The sequence below is a fragment of the Huintestinicola sp. genome (genome assembly GCF_051882455.1).
Taxonomy (GTDB): Bacteria; Bacillota; Clostridia; order Oscillospirales; family Ruminococcaceae; genus Huintestinicola.
Genome location: NZ_JBJERV010000026.1, coordinates 1 through 14,644, shown reverse-complemented (window position 1 = coordinate 14,644; position 14,644 = coordinate 1). Strand labels below are relative to the sequence as shown.

Sequence of the window (14,644 nt, the reverse complement as noted above, 5' to 3'; positions counted from 1 at the left end):
TAAAGCTGATATGGAGTTCGACAGCAAGATTTCGCATAGATGGGAGCATTTCCCCTTCTTTCAGCTTGCCCTCGAGTATCAGCGCCTTGATTTGGTTTACGATCTGCAAATAGATCGCCTCACCGTTTGCATTGCTGATGTTGATATTCATTTAAGTGTACACTCCTTGGGGTCAAGAAAGCGCTGAACAAGCGGTTCCTTGAATTACCTGCAAGCCTTCCGGACGGCTGTGCAAGTATAAATTGTATAATCTCTATGTATACAATTATATCATCTGAAATACAGTTTGTCAATAGGCTTTCAGAAATATTTTTATAAAACAAACGAGCCACCGTACATACATAGTACGATGGCTCGGTCAGTTGAACTGTCTGTTATACTGCATTAAACCACAAAGTCCCAATATAGTCAAGCAGCGAAACCGGATAACGGTGTCCCGAAGGAGCGGTTGATAGTAACATTAAAATATCGGAATATATCGGGCACATAAAGCAGAGGATCGATATTTATTATCGCTTTAGCATCGGCTTACCAAGTGTTCAGATCGACAGCAGGGATTTTGACAAAAAAGATAAGACAGCACAGTCGGATTGACAGTGCTGTCTTTTGCAGAACGCTTTTTGGCGGAGACGGCGAGATTCGAACTCGCGGGGGATCACTCCCTAACTGATTTCGAGTCAGCCCCGTTATGACCACTTCGATACGTCTCCATATCTATGCGACTATAACATTATATCATACCCGTAAAAAAAAGGCAAGGGGTTTTTGCAAAAAAATAATTTGTTTACATTTACAGCTGAAAATACCCCTTCTGTACGGTTGCAAAAATCGGAAAAATGTGTTATAATATAATTTATTATATGTTTAGGAGCAATAGCCAATGAGTGATGAGATAAAAAAGGACGAGCTGCCCTCCGAGGAGGAAGCTCCCGAGCTTAATGAGGACGGCGTTCCTCGTCCTGCCGCTGACCCGAAAAACAAGCTTTACACCTTTCTTTCCCTGCTTATTTTCGCCGTGATCTATATCGGCTGGCAGCTTATAAAAGGGAATATATACTTTTCCTATGCCCTTTATGCCGATGATTTTTCTCCCGAGGAACAGGCGGCTGTGATCGCTGAGCTGCCGCAGTTTGATCCACAACTGCAGGCAGAACTTAAATATGCAAGGCTCCATAAAAATTTTGACGGGAACTGCTTTTACGCCGCATTTTCTCTCCCAGCCGATATATCGGAGGACGAGGAGCTTATTGATAGGCTTATATCCTTTCCCTGCGGCGACCCCGGATATGATATCCGTATGACTGTATATCCCGACCCCGATGTTATCCCCGATTATGTTTACGGGGACTGCTATGTGAGTACGGAGGACCCGAAAATATCCTGTATGATATATTCCGAGGGGGACTCCTGCACAGCAGTTTTCCGCATTGCGGACTATTCGGGAGATATCGGGCGCAGGGTAGGAGATTGGGAGAAGATACCCGTTAAATGAGGTTTCAGATGTTAAGGAAAATTTTATTCACCGCAGTTTTCTTTGTTATCGGCTGCGGCGTGTTCGGGACAGACGCTTGTGCAGAAGCTTCCCGTTTCGGATATACCGTCAGGGGCAGCTCACTGACGGTTTTCGTCACCGACGGCGGAAAGTCCGATTATCGTCTGAGTATGGACGGAGGACAAAGCTATTTCAGTGTTAAAATGCCCTTTACCATACTAAGCCTGCCCGAAGGTACATATCAGCTTCGCGTAATGTACGGTGACGGAGGGCTTTCCGAGGTAAAGCCTGCGGTCATCGGCAAAAGCGGGATAGAGCCGGGAAACGAGATATTCACTGCGGTTTCGGCATATGCCGAGGAGGTGCTCGGCGGCGGCAGCATTTCGGTCAGAATTAAAAATTATGACGATAATAAAAATTATTTTATATCCATTGACGGCGGTCAGAGCTGGCGTCCCGCTTCGGGTGAGGAAACGCTGATAAACGGGCTTGCTTCGGGAGTGTACTCTGTGGACGTCAGGTGCGCAGGGGAGCCGTCTCTTGCTTCAAGGCGCATTGAGGTGGCTGTACCCGTAAGGAAGCTTTCGGGAAGTGCGGCGCTTCGTGTTCCCCTTATAAAGCAGCTGCCCGAGCTGCCTACGGGCTGCGAGGTCACAAGCCTTGCAATGGCGATAAACCACTATGGGATAAAAATATCAAAGACAGTTCTTGCGGACGTTTTTCTTGAAAAAGGGGAGTACCGAGCCTCAGATTACCGCAGGGTCTTCGTGGGAGACCCCCGAGAGGTCAACGCATACGGCTGCTACGCCGATGTTATAAAAAAGTGTGCGGATAAGTTTCTGGCTACCATACCCACAAGGAGCTTTGATGTGACAAATGTTACGGGCTGTACTCCGCAGGCGCTGTATGCATATACGGATATGGGCTATCCCGTTATTGTCTGGGTCTCGAATAAAATGCTTCCCACATTCGAGGGTCCCTCCTGGACCGACAGCGACACAGGCAAGACCGTTACCTGGACGGGCAATGAGCACTGCGTCCTGCTTACGGGATATGACCTGAAAAGGAAGTATGTTTATATGAACGACCCGCTTTACGGTATCGTATCCTTTAAAATGGAGGATTTCGAGACCCGTTTTTATGAGCTGGAGCAGCAGGCAATTGTTATAGCGGAGACCACGGATAAATAATATGTTTTATGCATTTTAAACAATGTTTTCAAAAAATTAACAAATGCTTTGGAGTTTTGTGATAAAATAAATAAAAGGAATATCTCCGAAAGGCGGGTACATATATGGACACAAAAATTCTTCTTGAAAGCGGTACCAACGAGCTTCAGCTCCTTGAATATACGGTGGGAAACAACAGCTACGGCATTAACATCGCAAAGGTAAGCGAGATAATGACCGATCAGGAGATAACACCCGTTCCCAACGGCCCCGATGTGGTCGAGGGCGTGTTTATCCCCAGAGACAAGCTTATCTCCGTTATCGACCTGCACAAGGTGCTTCACGTTCCCCAGACAAATTCCAGGAAAACCTTTATCGTCTGCCAGTTCAACCAGATGGTGGTGGCATTCCACGTAACTGCTGTAAAGGGCTTCCAGACAATTTCCTGGTCGGATATCGTTGAGCCTCCCGCAGTTTCGGGCGGACAGGACGGAATGGGCATATCCACAGGCGTTGCCAAGATAAACGGAAAAATACTGATGATACTCGATTTTGAGAAGATAGTTTCAGACCTCAACCGCAGCAACGGTATCGACACCACAGGTCTCAGCAGTGTTGACAAGGCGAGCATTGACGCAGGAAACAAGCGCATTGTGGTTGCGGACGATTCTCCCTTCCTCAACAAAATGATAAGAAGCACCCTTGCGGACACAGGCTTCAAGAATGTGGTCTCCTTCCAGAACGGCGAGGACGCATGGGATTATGTCAACACCTTCAAAAACCGCTGCACAGCCGAGGACATCACCGATAATATCGCCTGCGTTATAAGCGATATCGAGATGCCAAAGATGGACGGTCACAGGCTCACAAAGCTTATCAAGGACGACCCCATTCTGAAACATATCCCCGTTATCCTCTTCTCTTCGCTTATCGATGAGCAGATGATAAGAAAGTGCAAGTCTGTGGGCGCTGACGCACAGTTCTCCAAGCCCCAGATAACAGAGCTTATAAGGACTCTTCTTAATCTTATTTCACAGTAAAAAATGACCTGAGAGGATAAAAAATCTCTCAGGTTATTTTGTTTCATTCCATTTATATGTATTGAGATCGACCTTGTAATTTCTGACCTCAATGCCCTCAGACTCTAATTTTTCCTTTTGCATTTCAATGCCGCCGAATGCAAAATTCCTTGATAAATTTCCCTTGCTGTCAACTGCCTTGTAGCAGGGGTATTTATTTTCATCGGGATTTCTGTGGAGAATGTTCCCCACAGCCCTTGCGGCTTTTTTATTGCCTGTATACTCTGCTATCTGCCCATATGTAACGACCTTGCCTTTTGGGACATTCAGCAGAAATTCAAAGACTTTTTCTTTCATCTTCCGCCCAGCCTTACTTCCGCGCCTAAAAGCAGCTTGCCCTTTGCATTTTCGGTAAGCTTTGAAACGGTTATCTCCCGTACAAGCCGGATATTTTCCTCAAATTCCTCCTGCCTGCTTCCCGAAACAGTTCCCACGGGGCAGCCGCCGGCGGAGAGAAGAAGAGCGCCTTTTGCGTCCTTTTCGGCGGTGAGAACAGTTCCGCGCCTGCATTTTGCTCTGATATTCTCCTGATATGCTTTTCTGCCGCAGGAAACTGCCATAGTAAAATATGCACCGTTATTTCGGTAATGCTCCTTCATTTTCTGATACACTCCATGGGTGGCAAGGCAGTCCGAGAGAGCGCGGTGGGCGTTGTCGTTAATGACCCCGAAACGTGCGCAGAGAGCAGTAAGGCTTTTTCCATAGCTGCCCGTGTGCATATGATTGGCGATATCAAGGGTATCAACGCAGAACACCTCTAAGTCGGACACAGCCTGCAAAAAGCGCAGGTCGAAGCGGATAACATTATGCCCGAGAATTGGCATATCTCCCAAAAACTCAAGGAAACGGGGCATAGCCTCTCCGATATCGGGAGCGCCCTTGACCATATTGTCATCTATCCCCGTAATTTCGGTAATGTACCTGTCAATGTGCCGATGAGGGTCTACAAGGGTACTGAAGGTGTCGGCAACAGCGTCATTTATAACTCTGACTGCCGCAATTTCAATTATCCTGTCATTTTCGGGACTAAGCCCTGTGGTCTCAAGGTCGACCACCACATAATCGGAAATTATCCTGCTGTCAAACGGGGGCATAGGGGACCTCCTTTTTTACTTCTCAATGACCACCGGAGTAAGCTTGTCCAGATCGTAGGGAGTTTCCTGATAAACGCAGTAATTTATCCAGTTTGAGAACATCATATTTGCGTGGCAGCGCCAGTTGAAATGGGGCGGCTGACCGATATCATTATATGGAAAATAGTTGTAGGGCATATTTATTTTCAGCCCCTTTTCCACGTCCCGCATATACTCGTCGCAGATAGTGAAGCGGTCATATTCGGAATGACCTGTCACAAAGAAAAGCCGCTGGGATCTGTCTCCCACAATGTGAATGCCCGAGATAGGCGAGGACGTGAGTATCTCAAGCCCCTTTACCTTCTCGATGTCCTCACGCCTTACCTCGGTGTGACGTGAATGGGGAACAAAAAATGTCTCGTCAAAGCCGCGGATAAGAGGGTGATAGGGCAGCTCTATTTTGTGGGGGAAGATACCGAACATCTTCTCCTTGAGCTGATATTTGGGAACCCCATAGTGATAATAAAGTCCCGCCTGAGCTCCCCAGCAGATGTGGAAGGTGGAGAATACATTGGTAAGGGACCAGTCCATTATCCTGCAAAGCTCGTCCCAGTAATCCACTTCCTCGTATTCCATCTGCTCCACAGGCGCGCCTGTGATGATAAGTCCGTCAAATTTCTGGTCCTTCACCGAATCAAAGGTGGTGTAAAACTTGTTCAGATGGGAAAGGGGAGTGTTTTTGGAAACGTGGGAAGCGGTCTGGAGAAACTCAATGTCCACCTGAATGGGGGTGTTGCTGAGAAGTCTCAGTATCTGAGTTTCCGTTTCTATCTTTTTGGGCATAAGGTTCAGTATGGCAATTCTCAAGGGACGGATATCCTGATGGGAGGCGGTGGTGCCCGTCATACAGAATATTTTTTCCTCCTTGAGAGTTTCGGCGGCGGGGAGATTATCGGGTATATTGATAGGCATTTTATTTTTGTCCTTTCAGATGAATTTATGGCTGAAACAAGCCGTTTATATCGAACGAGGAAAACTCGGGATAATCCTGTTCCGAGGGCATATAGTCGTTTATGTCGAAGTTTTCCGATGAAGGGAATGTAACGGAAATATCATCGGTCTCATAAGGAGTTTCCGATGGAACGGAAATCCTTTCGGTGGTTTCGGAAATAACGGTCGCCGAAACAAAGCTGCCTGCGGTAACGGTCTCGGCAGCAGTATCGGATGTTTCCTCGGGAGCTTCGGTGACTGCCGTTTCGGGAGTCTCGGTAAACCGTACATCGGCAGACTCGTATGACGGCGCTGTTTCCGAAAAAATGTCCCCCATATCGGGCATATCCGCTTCGGGAATGGTCATTGACGTTATCTCGGGGAAGCGTATATCCGCCGTCTCCGCCATCTCACCGGTAAACAGCTCATAAAATCTCTCGTCGAAGGGGTCACCGTCCATTTCGGGAAAATCGGGCATTAGGAGTTCGTTTGTGGGTCTGCGGGGTGTGGCGGAGGTGGAAACATATATGAAATCCACTGTTGTGCCCGTATATGTAGATGAAGTCTGCGTCGTAGTCTGCTCGGGTGGGAGCTGCCGCATAGGCTCATACTGTTCTGTGCAGCCGCATAATATAACAGCGGCGGCAAACGCAGCGGGAACCGTTTTCTTCACTTCCAACACCTCACATACACAGCATATTAAAATATTATATCACATTCCGATTAACATTTCAAGCAGTTTCTGTTAATATGCAGAAAAACGCCCTGCTTCACGAAACGAAGCAGGGCAGCGGATATATCGTCAGATATTTTCGGCAATAACATCGCCCATACCCGAGCAGGAAACGAGCTTCATACCCTCGGACATAATATCGCCTGTGCGGTAGCCGTCCTTCAGCACCTTTGCAACAGCCGCTTCAACAGCGTCAGCCTCCTTGTCCATATCAAAGGAGTAGCGCAGGAGCATTGCTGCGGAAAGAATGGTGGCAATGGGGTTAGCCTTGTTCTGACCTGCGATATCGGGCGCAGAGCCGCCGCTGGGCTCGTAAAGACCGAACTTTGTGTCGTTAAGGCTTGCGGAGGCAAGCATACCGATGGAACCTGTTATCATGGAAGCCTCGTCGGAAAGGATATCGCCGAACATATTCTCTGTGAGCACCACATCGAACTGAGCAGGGTCCTTTACAAGCTGCATTGCGCAGTTGTCCACCAGCATATGCTCATAGGAAACCTCGGGGTAATCCTTTGCCACCTCTTCAACTATCTTTCTCCACAGTCTTGATGAATCGAGGACATTCGCCTTGTCAACGCTTGTTACCTTTTTTCTGCGCTTCATAGCGATATCAAAGGCACGTATGGCGATCCTTCTTATCTCGTTTTCGTTGTATGTAAGAGTGTCGGTGGCGGTCATAACACCGTCAACCTCCTCGGTCTTTCTTGCGCCGAAGTAAAGACCGCCCGTAAGCTCGCGCATTATCATCATATCAAAGCCCCGCTCGGCAATTTCAGCCTTTAAGGGGCAGGCGTCCTTAAGCTCGCCGTAAAGAAGCGCGGGACGGAGATTTGCAAAGAGATTGAGGGACTTTCTCAGCTTTAAAAGACCTGCCTCGGGGCGCTTATCCGCAGGGAGCTTATACCAGGGAGATGTGGCGGTATTTCCGCCGATTGAGCCCATAAGCACAGCGTCCGCAGCCTTTGCTCTTTCGATAGTTTCATCGGTAAGGGGAACGCCGTTTGCGTCAATTGAGCAGCCGCCCATAAGAAGCTGATCGTACTCAAAGCTGTGACCGAATTTGTCTGCAACCTTGTCAAGCACCTTCATAGCTTCGGAAACCACCTCGGGACCGATACCGTCGCCCTTTATTACTGCAATTTTCTTATTCATTCTAATGACATTCCTTTCCTGAGAGTTTTGTTTCTTTATCATCAGACAAAGAAACAAAACTCGGTTTGAAAATCTTTGATTTTCAAACATTCTCCTTAAATTTCAAATACGGGAGCATAATATAAAATGCTCCCGTTTAAATGATCACTTTTTCAGCGAATTAAGCAGACCGCCTGCATTTATTATCTCCTTGATAAACTGGGGGAAGGGCTGAGCCTGATAGGTGTGACCCTTTGTTTTGTTGGTGATAACGCCTGTGTCGAAATCTATCTCCACCTCGTCGCCCTTGTCAATATCCTTAGCCGCCTCGTCGCACTCCATAATGGGCAGACCGATGTTTATGGCGTTGCGGTAGAATATCCTCGCAAAGGTGGAAGCGATAACGCAGGAAATACCGCTTGCCTTAATGGCAATGGGAGCGTGCTCTCTGGAGGAGCCGCAGCCGAAATTCTGCTCGGCTACCATAATATCTCCCTCGCTCACGTTCTTCACGAAATCAACGTCAATATCCTCCATACAATGAGCCGCAAGCTCCTTGTGGTCGGCAGTGTTCAGATATCTTGCAGGAATGATAACGTCGGTGTCAACGTTATCTCCGTATTTATGTACTTTTCCGCAAACCTTCATTGTAATATCGTTCCTTTCGGTAAATAGTGGTTACATTATCTCGGAGGGCTGAGAAATTTTGCCTGTTACTGCCGAAGCTGCCGCAACAGCGGGAGATGCCAGATAAACCTCCGACTCGGGATGACCCATACGTCCCACAAAGTTTCTGTTTGTGGTGGCAACGGCTCTTTCGCCCTTTGCAAGGATACCCATATGACCGCCCAGACAGGGACCGCAGGTAGGAGTGGAAACAGCGCAGCCTGCGTTGATGAATGTCTCCATATAGCCCCTCTTGCAGCACTCCAGGTAAACCTGCTGAGTTGCGGGGATAACTATGCAGCGAACGCCATTTGCAATATGCCTGCCCTCGAGTATCTTAGCAGCCATTTCCATATCCTCAAGACGTCCGTTTGTGCAGGAGCCGATAACTACCTGCTGTATCTCAACATCGCCCCAGTTGTCGGGAGTTCTTGTGTTCTCGGGAAGGTGGGGGAAGGAAACGGTGGGCTTTATCTCGGAAAGGTCGATGTCGTAAACTGCGTCATAAACAGCGTCCTCGTCAGCCTCATAAACCTTGTATTCCCTGTCAACTCTGCCCTTCTGATATTCTCTTGTTATGTCGTCCACAGCGAAAATGCCGTTCTTTGCGCCTGCCTCGATAGCCATATTAGCCATGGAAAGTCTGTCGTCCATTGAAAGGGAAGCAAGACCTTCGCCGGAAAATTCCATAGACTTGTAAAGTGCGCCGTCAACGCCTATCATACCGATAATGTGGAGGATAACGTCCTTGCCCATTACATATTCATTCAGCTTGCCCTTGAGGTTGAACTTGATAGCGGAAGGCACCTTGAACCAAGCCTCGCCCGTCGCCATTCCTGCGCACATATCCGTAGAACCGACGCCTGTGGAGAATGCGCCCAGAGCGCCGTATGTACAGGTGTGGCTGTCAGCGCCGATAATGCACTCGCCGGAAGCAACAATGCCTTTTTCGGGGAGCAGCGCGTGCTCAATGCCCATATCGCCCACATCGTAATAATGCTTGATGTCATACTTGCCTGCAAAGGTCCTGCACTGCAAGGTGTGAGCGGCGGACTTGATGTCCTTGTTAGGCGTGAAATGGTCCATTACCATCGAGATCTTAGTATTGTCAAAGACCTTTGTAAAGCCTGCCTTTTCAAATTCGTTGATAGCAACAGGGGTGGTAACATCGTTGCCCAGCACCATATCCAGCTTACACTTGATGAGCTGTCCTGCCTCTACCTTGTCAAGACCTGCGTGAGCCGCAAGTATCTTCTGAGTCATAGTCATTCCCATAACCGATTTTACTCCATTCCCGACGGTTGATGATATATGTATCTCCTGCATCTGTGCAGGTGTAAGGGTGCGCCCGCCGAACGCACCCCATCTCAAGAATTATCAGCTGTTCATTTTAGCCTTGTATTCTTCCTTCAGCTTTTCAAGACGCTTGCTGTCCTCGGCGCGCTTTGCACGAGCCTCTTCCTGGAGCTTTCTTGTCTCGTCGATACCCGAAACAATAGTCTGCCATGTCTTTTCGAGAGTCTCTACCTTGATGGAGCTGCCGTTTGCCAGCATAGTGGTTATCTTTGTCTGGTCAACGGTGTTCTGAGCGTTCTTGATGAGCAGCTCGTTGGTCTTGTCGTCAAGAGCCTTCATAGCGTCCGCCTGGATACGCTGTCTCTTGAGCATAACAGCCTGAGCCAGAGCCTGCTTGAATACAGGCATGGTGATGATGAATGCGGAATTTATCTTTCTGATAAGGTTGATATTTGAAAATTCCATAGCCTTGAGCATAGGAACGGTCTGCATAGCAACGTTCTCCGCAATCTTAAGGTCCATTACTCTCTGCTCCATAATGCCTCTTGTCTGCTCAAGGGTCTGGAGGTCCATAGCCGCAGTGCCTGCGTCGGGATTGTTCTGTACCTTTACGCGGAAATCCTCAATATACTGGTCAAGCTCCTTACACGCCTGCTCGCCTGCCATGATGTACTTGAGGAGTTGCTTGTAGTATTCGATGTTAGCGTTGTACATAGTCTCAAGCTTCACATTGGACTGCTGTATCTCGCTCTCATACTGCTTGAGCTGAACATAGATCTTGTCAACGTCCTCGCCCATGGTGTGGTACTTGGCGAGTATCTTGTCAAGCTGACGTCTGAGATTTGCAAAAAGACCCTTTTTCTCTTCGGTAAGCTCCTTTGCGTCAAACTGGTCCATAATGTTCTTGAGCGCATTGAGAAGCTCGCTTGAGTCGTCAAGCTGAGACATATTCATGGAATTGAGCACCTGGTCGGAAGCCTTGGATATCTCCTCTGCCACCTGATTTCCGAAGGTGATGATGGAGTTGGGGTCGTTTGCGTTGATAGTGCTTACCAGCTTGTCGATCTCATCGCTTGAAGCAAGCTCCTGCTTGAGCTGATTGCTCGTGTCAACGATGGAATAGGTCTGGGGCTCGGTTATTTTGAGATTAAGGGTTTTCGAGGTATCCTCGGCAACGGTAGCCTCCGCCTGGATAACATCGGATTTCTTTTCTTCTGATGGGGTGAACTGTAATGCCATAATTATCTCCCTTTCCTGAATAATTTTTTGAAAAGTCCGTTTTTCTGCTTCTGATATTTCGCCTCATCGGGGGTCTTGAACCGAGGAACCGAAACGTTATATTTAAACTCATTCAGAGTATGAGTCTCGAAAGCGTCGTCCGAAACGTAAGCCTCTATATCGCGGTAGCCCGAAGGCGAGAGGATAAGCACATCAAAGCCCAGATAAGAAAGCAGCAGGAGCTGGACGCATTCAAGCTTTGAAAAAGGCTCCTCGATAGAGTCCACAACCACAAACTTGGGGATATCCTTGGTAAAATCATATTTCTGAAGGCTCCTGAGAACGCTTCTGTCAAGATTTAAAGCCGCATGGATAATGTAACAAATGCTTTCCGTAGGGTCGTCAAGCTCCAGCATGCCGTCCTCGGCGCAAGCCTGCATCTTCTCAAAGATAAGCTCCTGCAAAGGCTCGGAAAGAAAGCTGTACTTGTTGAGCGGCGACTTCATAAGGCTTGCGGTGTCTATCCTGTTTCCCGATACAAAACGTGAATAGGAAGCCAGCATATTCGCCGCAGGGCGTTTATACGAGGGCGCTTTGATGATGTAGGTGGTAAAGGGAGTTATCATATCCTCTACCTGCCGCCAGTAGGCTTTAAGGTCGCCGTCATCAACGCCGTTTATCTTGGCGAAAATGGTGGGCACCACAACTCTGTCGCCTCTCACCGCAAAGCCCGAACGGAACTTCGCAGGCTGGTCCCAGAGGATAAATATCTCGTCGAGAGTTGTTTTCAGCACTGCCGAGTCCATTTTTTCAAACTGCCTGTCGCGGAAAATGGTATCGCCGCCGTAAAGCGCCGTGTCAAGCTCTCTTTCCGCGCTGTACGCCACCGTTGCGATCTTAGCCTTCACAAGCTTTGTGGGGAACGGGGTCACAGCCCTTGAGGCGGGCAGCTGGAGCTTCTGTATCTTATCCGCAAAGGGGCATCTCTCAAACCCGGTCAGACAGCTTTTATCGGGGGAAACGCATATAACGTCAAAGCCGCATCTCTGAGCGAAGCACAGAAAGAAAATATCCTCGGGAACGGGGTTGCCGTAGTACATGATAAGGGGTATCTCATCGCTCTCGCTTACGCAGATACCGTTTGCAATGAGGTTCAGCTTGTAAACAAGGGATACTCCCGCCTCAAACATATCCGTCCTGCTGAGAGACAGCATATCACCCAGAGCCTTCTGAGCGATAAGAGTGCGTGAGGGGTCCTTTTTGATCTCTATCATGGAGCAAAGCCCGGAAATAACGCTTCCCGTAGCGCTTCTGTCAATGCCCGAAAAGGCAAGCCGCTCATTGTCATCGGGAGAGCCGATGGGGGAGTCGATAAATGCAAATGGCTTTGTGGTCTTTTTGATGTCGTCCTTCAGTCCGAAAAGGAAATTGCTGTAGGTGTCCGCATTCTCCTCGCAGCCGAAGATAAGCGCAAAATAAACGGGGATCATCTGATCCTTTGAAAAATGACCGCCTCGGGAAAACAGCCTTGAGGAATGATTTTCCAGCAGATCCTCTGTCAGACGGTTCATATCGGCGGAGACGATTTCCACCAAAGTATTCATAAATTATCGCCGCCAATCCTGAAAAAATTAAGCTAAGCCGTACATATAAATTATACAATATAATGCCTTGCCCTGTCAAGTAAAATTACCAAATTTTAATTAAAATCTCCTCTTAAATTTGTTAGCAAATACATTGCAAAGCTTCCGAAGTCAGGAAAACGGGCATATATTTTCAAAGATCGGGACTGTTATCAAACCGTGAAACAGTCCCGACCTGCTGAAAGCTTACTTTACAAGACCGCTGTTGTTGATAGCCGAAACCAGTGCGCAAACGGAAGCGTCGATGATGTCAGACTTTATGCCTGCGCCCCAGAAAACGCCGTTGTCCGTCTCAATGCCCACATATGCCACCGCCTGGGACTGGGAAGTGGTCTCGAGAGCGTGCTCCTGGTATGTTATGAGGGAATACTTGATGTCGAGACTGTCCTTCACAGCGTTGGAAACAGCGTCAAGTCTGCCGTTGCCCACAGCCTCTCTTGTGATTATCTTGCCGTTCTTGTTAACGGTAACGCTGGCTGTGATGCCGTTTTTCTGAGCAAAATGCGCCTCGTCTATCTTGAAATCTGTCTCGATGTTAACATATCTGTCCATGAATATCTGCTTTATCTCAGAGGGCATGAGCTCCTTGTGGCTGTGGTCGGAAACGCTCTTGACAGCGTAGCCGAAGTGCTCTCTCATCTTGGGGGGCATATCGATGCCGAACATCTGCTCCATTATGTAGCCTATGCCGCCCTTGCCCGACTGGGAATTGATACGGATAACGTCCGCTTCGTACTCTCTGCCCACGTCCTTGGGGTCGATGGGGAGATAGGGAACGTTCCAATGGTCGGGATCCTTTTCCTCACGCCACTTCATACCCTTTGCGATAGCGTCCTGATGGGAGCCCGAGAATGCGGCAAATACCAGCCTTCCCGCATAGGGGCTTCTCTCGTTGACCTTCATACGGGTAACTCTCTCGTAAATTTCCACCAGCGACTGCATATCGGAGAAATCGAGCTCAGGGTCAACGCCCTGGGAATACATATTCATAGCCAGTGTAACGATGTCCACATTTCCTGTTCTTTCGCCGTTTCCGAAGCAGGTGCCCTCAACTCTGTCGCCTCCTGCCAGCAGTCCCATCTCGGCGTCGGCAACGGCACAGCCGCGGTCGTTGTGGGGGTGGAGGGAGATGATGACATTCTCTCTGTCGTGGAGATTGTCGCTCATATACTCTATCTGCGAAGCGTAAACGTGGGGCATGGACAGCTCAACGGTAACGGGGAGATTGATTATCACCTTGTTGTCGGGAGTGGGCTTCCACACGTCAATAACAGCGTTGCATATTTCCAGAGCGAACTCGGGCTCTGTGCCTGTGAAGCTTTCGGGGGAATACTCGAAAATAAAGTTGCCGGGAGTTTTCTCGCGGTATTCGGCGCAGAGCTTTGCGCCCTCAACAGCCAGCTTTATGATCTCCTCCTTGGACTTTTTGAACACCTGCTCTCTCTGAGCCACAGAGGTGGAGTTATAGAGGTGGACAACAGCATTCTTGCAGCCTGCCAGAGCCTCAAAGGTCTTTGCGATGATATGCTCTCTTGCCTGGGTGAGCACCTGTATGCGCACATCATCGGGTATCATATTTCTCTCTATCAGCGCGCGGCAGAACTCATACTCTGTCTCGGAAGCGGCAGGGAAGCCTATCTCAATTTCCTTGAAGCCTATCTTTACCAGCTTCTCAAAAAATTCCAGCTTTTCGTCTAAGCTCATGGGGATAATGAGAGCCTGATTGCCGTCTCTCAGGTCTACAGAGCACCACATGGGAGCGTGGTCGATATATTCCTTTTCGGTCCATTTCATTGACTTGACGGGGGGCATAAAATAGCCTCTTGTGTATTTTGACGCATTCATAGTAAAATTCCTCCTGTTGATTACTTGGCAGCCCGAAGAGAGCAAGCCGTAAATTTGATTTTAGTGATATAAAGTACGCATAGGTCACTTAGCATTCCGACCGCCCCCTTTAAAAATAAAAAAGCCCGTCTTTTAAAGCCGTAAAAGCTTTAAGAGACGAGTAAAAATACCCGTGTTACCACTCTTGTTCGCATATGGATCGCTCCATATGCCTCAGCCGCATCGATCAATGCGCTTCCCTGTAACGGGAGAAGCCCGTTCAAACCTACTTGCAAAAGCTTTCAGAAGAATGCTCAAGGACGAGTTATA

General features: G+C 48.4%; 14 protein-coding genes and 1 tRNA gene. 3 read left to right on the top strand and 12 right to left on the bottom strand.

What is annotated here, in order from left to right; translation table 11 throughout:
• Together ACI4J0_RS03540 and ACI4J0_RS03535 are read right to left on the bottom strand one after the other, a co-directional pair.
• Nucleotides 1-151: GntR family transcriptional regulator (locus tag ACI4J0_RS03540; protein WP_439764441.1), on the bottom strand; the 151-nt coding region annotated here is incomplete at its 3' end.
• A 470-nt stretch (nt 152-621) separates the two neighbouring features.
• Nucleotides 622-710, bottom strand: a tRNA-Ser gene (locus ACI4J0_RS03535).
• A gap of 170 nt (nt 711-880) precedes the next feature.
• On the opposite strand from ACI4J0_RS03535, the gene ACI4J0_RS03530 reads away from it, so the two are divergent.
• The 3 genes from ACI4J0_RS03530 (at nt 881) to ACI4J0_RS03520 (ending at nt 3,701) form a co-directional block, all read left to right on the top strand.
• A complete protein-coding gene (locus ACI4J0_RS03530; protein ID WP_439764440.1) occupies nt 881-1,492 on the top strand; it encodes a hypothetical protein in 612 nt (203 codons plus the stop codon).
• Between the two features lie 8 nt (nt 1,493-1,500).
• Nucleotides 1,501-2,682 (top strand): C39 family peptidase, encoded by a 1,182-nt coding sequence (locus ACI4J0_RS03525; protein WP_439764439.1) that lies wholly within the window; start codon nt 1,501-1,503, stop codon nt 2,680-2,682.
• A 104-nt stretch (nt 2,683-2,786) separates the two neighbouring features.
• On the top strand, nt 2,787-3,701 hold the full coding sequence (locus ACI4J0_RS03520; RefSeq protein WP_439764438.1) for a chemotaxis protein: 915 nt from the start codon (nt 2,787-2,789) through the stop codon (nt 3,699-3,701).
• A gap of 33 nt (nt 3,702-3,734) precedes the next feature.
• Here ACI4J0_RS03520 and ACI4J0_RS03515 read toward each other — a convergent pair whose 3' ends face one another.
• The 10 genes from ACI4J0_RS03515 to ACI4J0_RS03470 form a co-directional block, all read right to left on the bottom strand.
• Nucleotides 3,735-4,037 (bottom strand): MGMT family protein, encoded by a 303-nt coding sequence (locus ACI4J0_RS03515; protein WP_439764437.1) that lies wholly within the window; start codon nt 4,035-4,037, stop codon nt 3,735-3,737.
• Entirely contained in the window at nt 4,034-4,834 is an 801-nt protein-coding gene (locus tag ACI4J0_RS03510) for a 3'-5' exonuclease (protein WP_439764436.1), read from the bottom strand. Before ACI4J0_RS03510 ends, ACI4J0_RS03515 begins: the two co-directional genes overlap by 4 nt.
• 15 nt (nt 4,835-4,849) lie before the next feature.
• The gene (gene metA / locus ACI4J0_RS03505) at nt 4,850-5,785 is read right to left on the bottom strand and encodes a homoserine O-acetyltransferase MetA (RefSeq protein ID WP_439764435.1); all 936 of its coding nucleotides are present in this window, start codon (nt 5,783-5,785) and stop codon (nt 4,850-4,852) included.
• A 25-nt stretch (nt 5,786-5,810) separates the two neighbouring features.
• The gene (locus ACI4J0_RS03500) at nt 5,811-6,476 is read right to left on the bottom strand and encodes a hypothetical protein (protein ID WP_439764434.1); all 666 of its coding nucleotides are present in this window, start codon (nt 6,474-6,476) and stop codon (nt 5,811-5,813) included.
• A 129-nt stretch (nt 6,477-6,605) separates the two neighbouring features.
• A complete protein-coding gene (gene leuB / locus ACI4J0_RS03495; protein WP_439764433.1) occupies nt 6,606-7,688 on the bottom strand; it encodes a 3-isopropylmalate dehydrogenase in 1,083 nt (360 codons plus the stop codon).
• 144 nt (nt 7,689-7,832) lie between these two features.
• Nucleotides 7,833-8,315 carry a 3-isopropylmalate dehydratase small subunit gene (leuD, locus tag ACI4J0_RS03490; protein WP_439764432.1) on the bottom strand — a complete coding sequence of 161 codons (483 nt, stop codon included), beginning with the start codon at nt 8,313-8,315 and terminating at the stop codon, nt 7,833-7,835.
• A gap of 30 nt (nt 8,316-8,345) precedes the next feature.
• Nucleotides 8,346-9,608, bottom strand: a complete 1,263-nt coding sequence (gene leuC / locus ACI4J0_RS03485; protein ID WP_439764431.1) for a 3-isopropylmalate dehydratase large subunit — start codon at nt 9,606-9,608, stop codon at nt 8,346-8,348.
• Nucleotides 9,609-9,710: 102 nt separating this feature from the next.
• Nucleotides 9,711-10,868 (bottom strand): toxic anion resistance protein, encoded by a 1,158-nt coding sequence (locus ACI4J0_RS03480; protein WP_439764430.1) that lies wholly within the window; start codon nt 10,866-10,868, stop codon nt 9,711-9,713.
• Nucleotides 10,869-10,870: 2 nt separating this feature from the next.
• On the bottom strand, nt 10,871-12,451 hold the full coding sequence (locus tag ACI4J0_RS03475; RefSeq protein WP_439764429.1) for a YceG family protein: 1,581 nt from the start codon (nt 12,449-12,451) through the stop codon (nt 10,871-10,873).
• A 225-nt stretch (nt 12,452-12,676) separates the two neighbouring features.
• Entirely contained in the window at nt 12,677-14,335 is a 1,659-nt protein-coding gene (locus tag ACI4J0_RS03470; RefSeq protein WP_439764428.1) for a 2-isopropylmalate synthase, read from the bottom strand.
• Nucleotides 14,336-14,644: the final 309 nt, after the last annotated feature.

What these genes read in the sequence shown, in the direction of transcription:
- ACI4J0_RS03530 (WP_439764440.1), top strand. Translation starts at nt 881, where the DNA reads ATGAGTGATGAGATAAAAAAGGACGAGCTGCCCTCCGAGGAGGAAGCT.
- ACI4J0_RS03525 (WP_439764439.1), top strand. Translation starts at nt 1,501, where the DNA reads ATGTTAAGGAAAATTTTATTCACCGCAGTTTTCTTTGTTATCGGCTGC.
- ACI4J0_RS03520 (WP_439764438.1), top strand. Translation starts at nt 2,787, where the DNA reads ATGGACACAAAAATTCTTCTTGAAAGCGGTACCAACGAGCTTCAGCTC.
- ACI4J0_RS03515 (WP_439764437.1), bottom strand. Translation starts at nt 4,037, where the DNA reads ATGAAAGAAAAAGTCTTTGAATTTCTGCTGAATGTCCCAAAAGGCAAG.
- ACI4J0_RS03510 (WP_439764436.1), bottom strand. Translation starts at nt 4,834, where the DNA reads ATGCCCCCGTTTGACAGCAGGATAATTTCCGATTATGTGGTGGTCGAC.
- metA (WP_439764435.1), bottom strand. Translation starts at nt 5,785, where the DNA reads ATGCCTATCAATATACCCGATAATCTCCCCGCCGCCGAAACTCTCAAG.
- leuB (WP_439764433.1), bottom strand. Translation starts at nt 7,688, where the DNA reads ATGAATAAGAAAATTGCAGTAATAAAGGGCGACGGTATCGGTCCCGAG.
- leuD (WP_439764432.1), bottom strand. Translation starts at nt 8,315, where the DNA reads ATGAAGGTTTGCGGAAAAGTACATAAATACGGAGATAACGTTGACACC.
- leuC (WP_439764431.1), bottom strand. Translation starts at nt 9,608, where the DNA reads ATGGGAATGACTATGACTCAGAAGATACTTGCGGCTCACGCAGGTCTT.
- ACI4J0_RS03480 (WP_439764430.1), bottom strand. Translation starts at nt 10,868, where the DNA reads ATGGCATTACAGTTCACCCCATCAGAAGAAAAGAAATCCGATGTTATC.
- ACI4J0_RS03475 (WP_439764429.1), bottom strand. Translation starts at nt 12,451, where the DNA reads ATGAATACTTTGGTGGAAATCGTCTCCGCCGATATGAACCGTCTGACA.
- ACI4J0_RS03470 (WP_439764428.1), bottom strand. Translation starts at nt 14,335, where the DNA reads ATGAATGCGTCAAAATACACAAGAGGCTATTTTATGCCCCCCGTCAAG.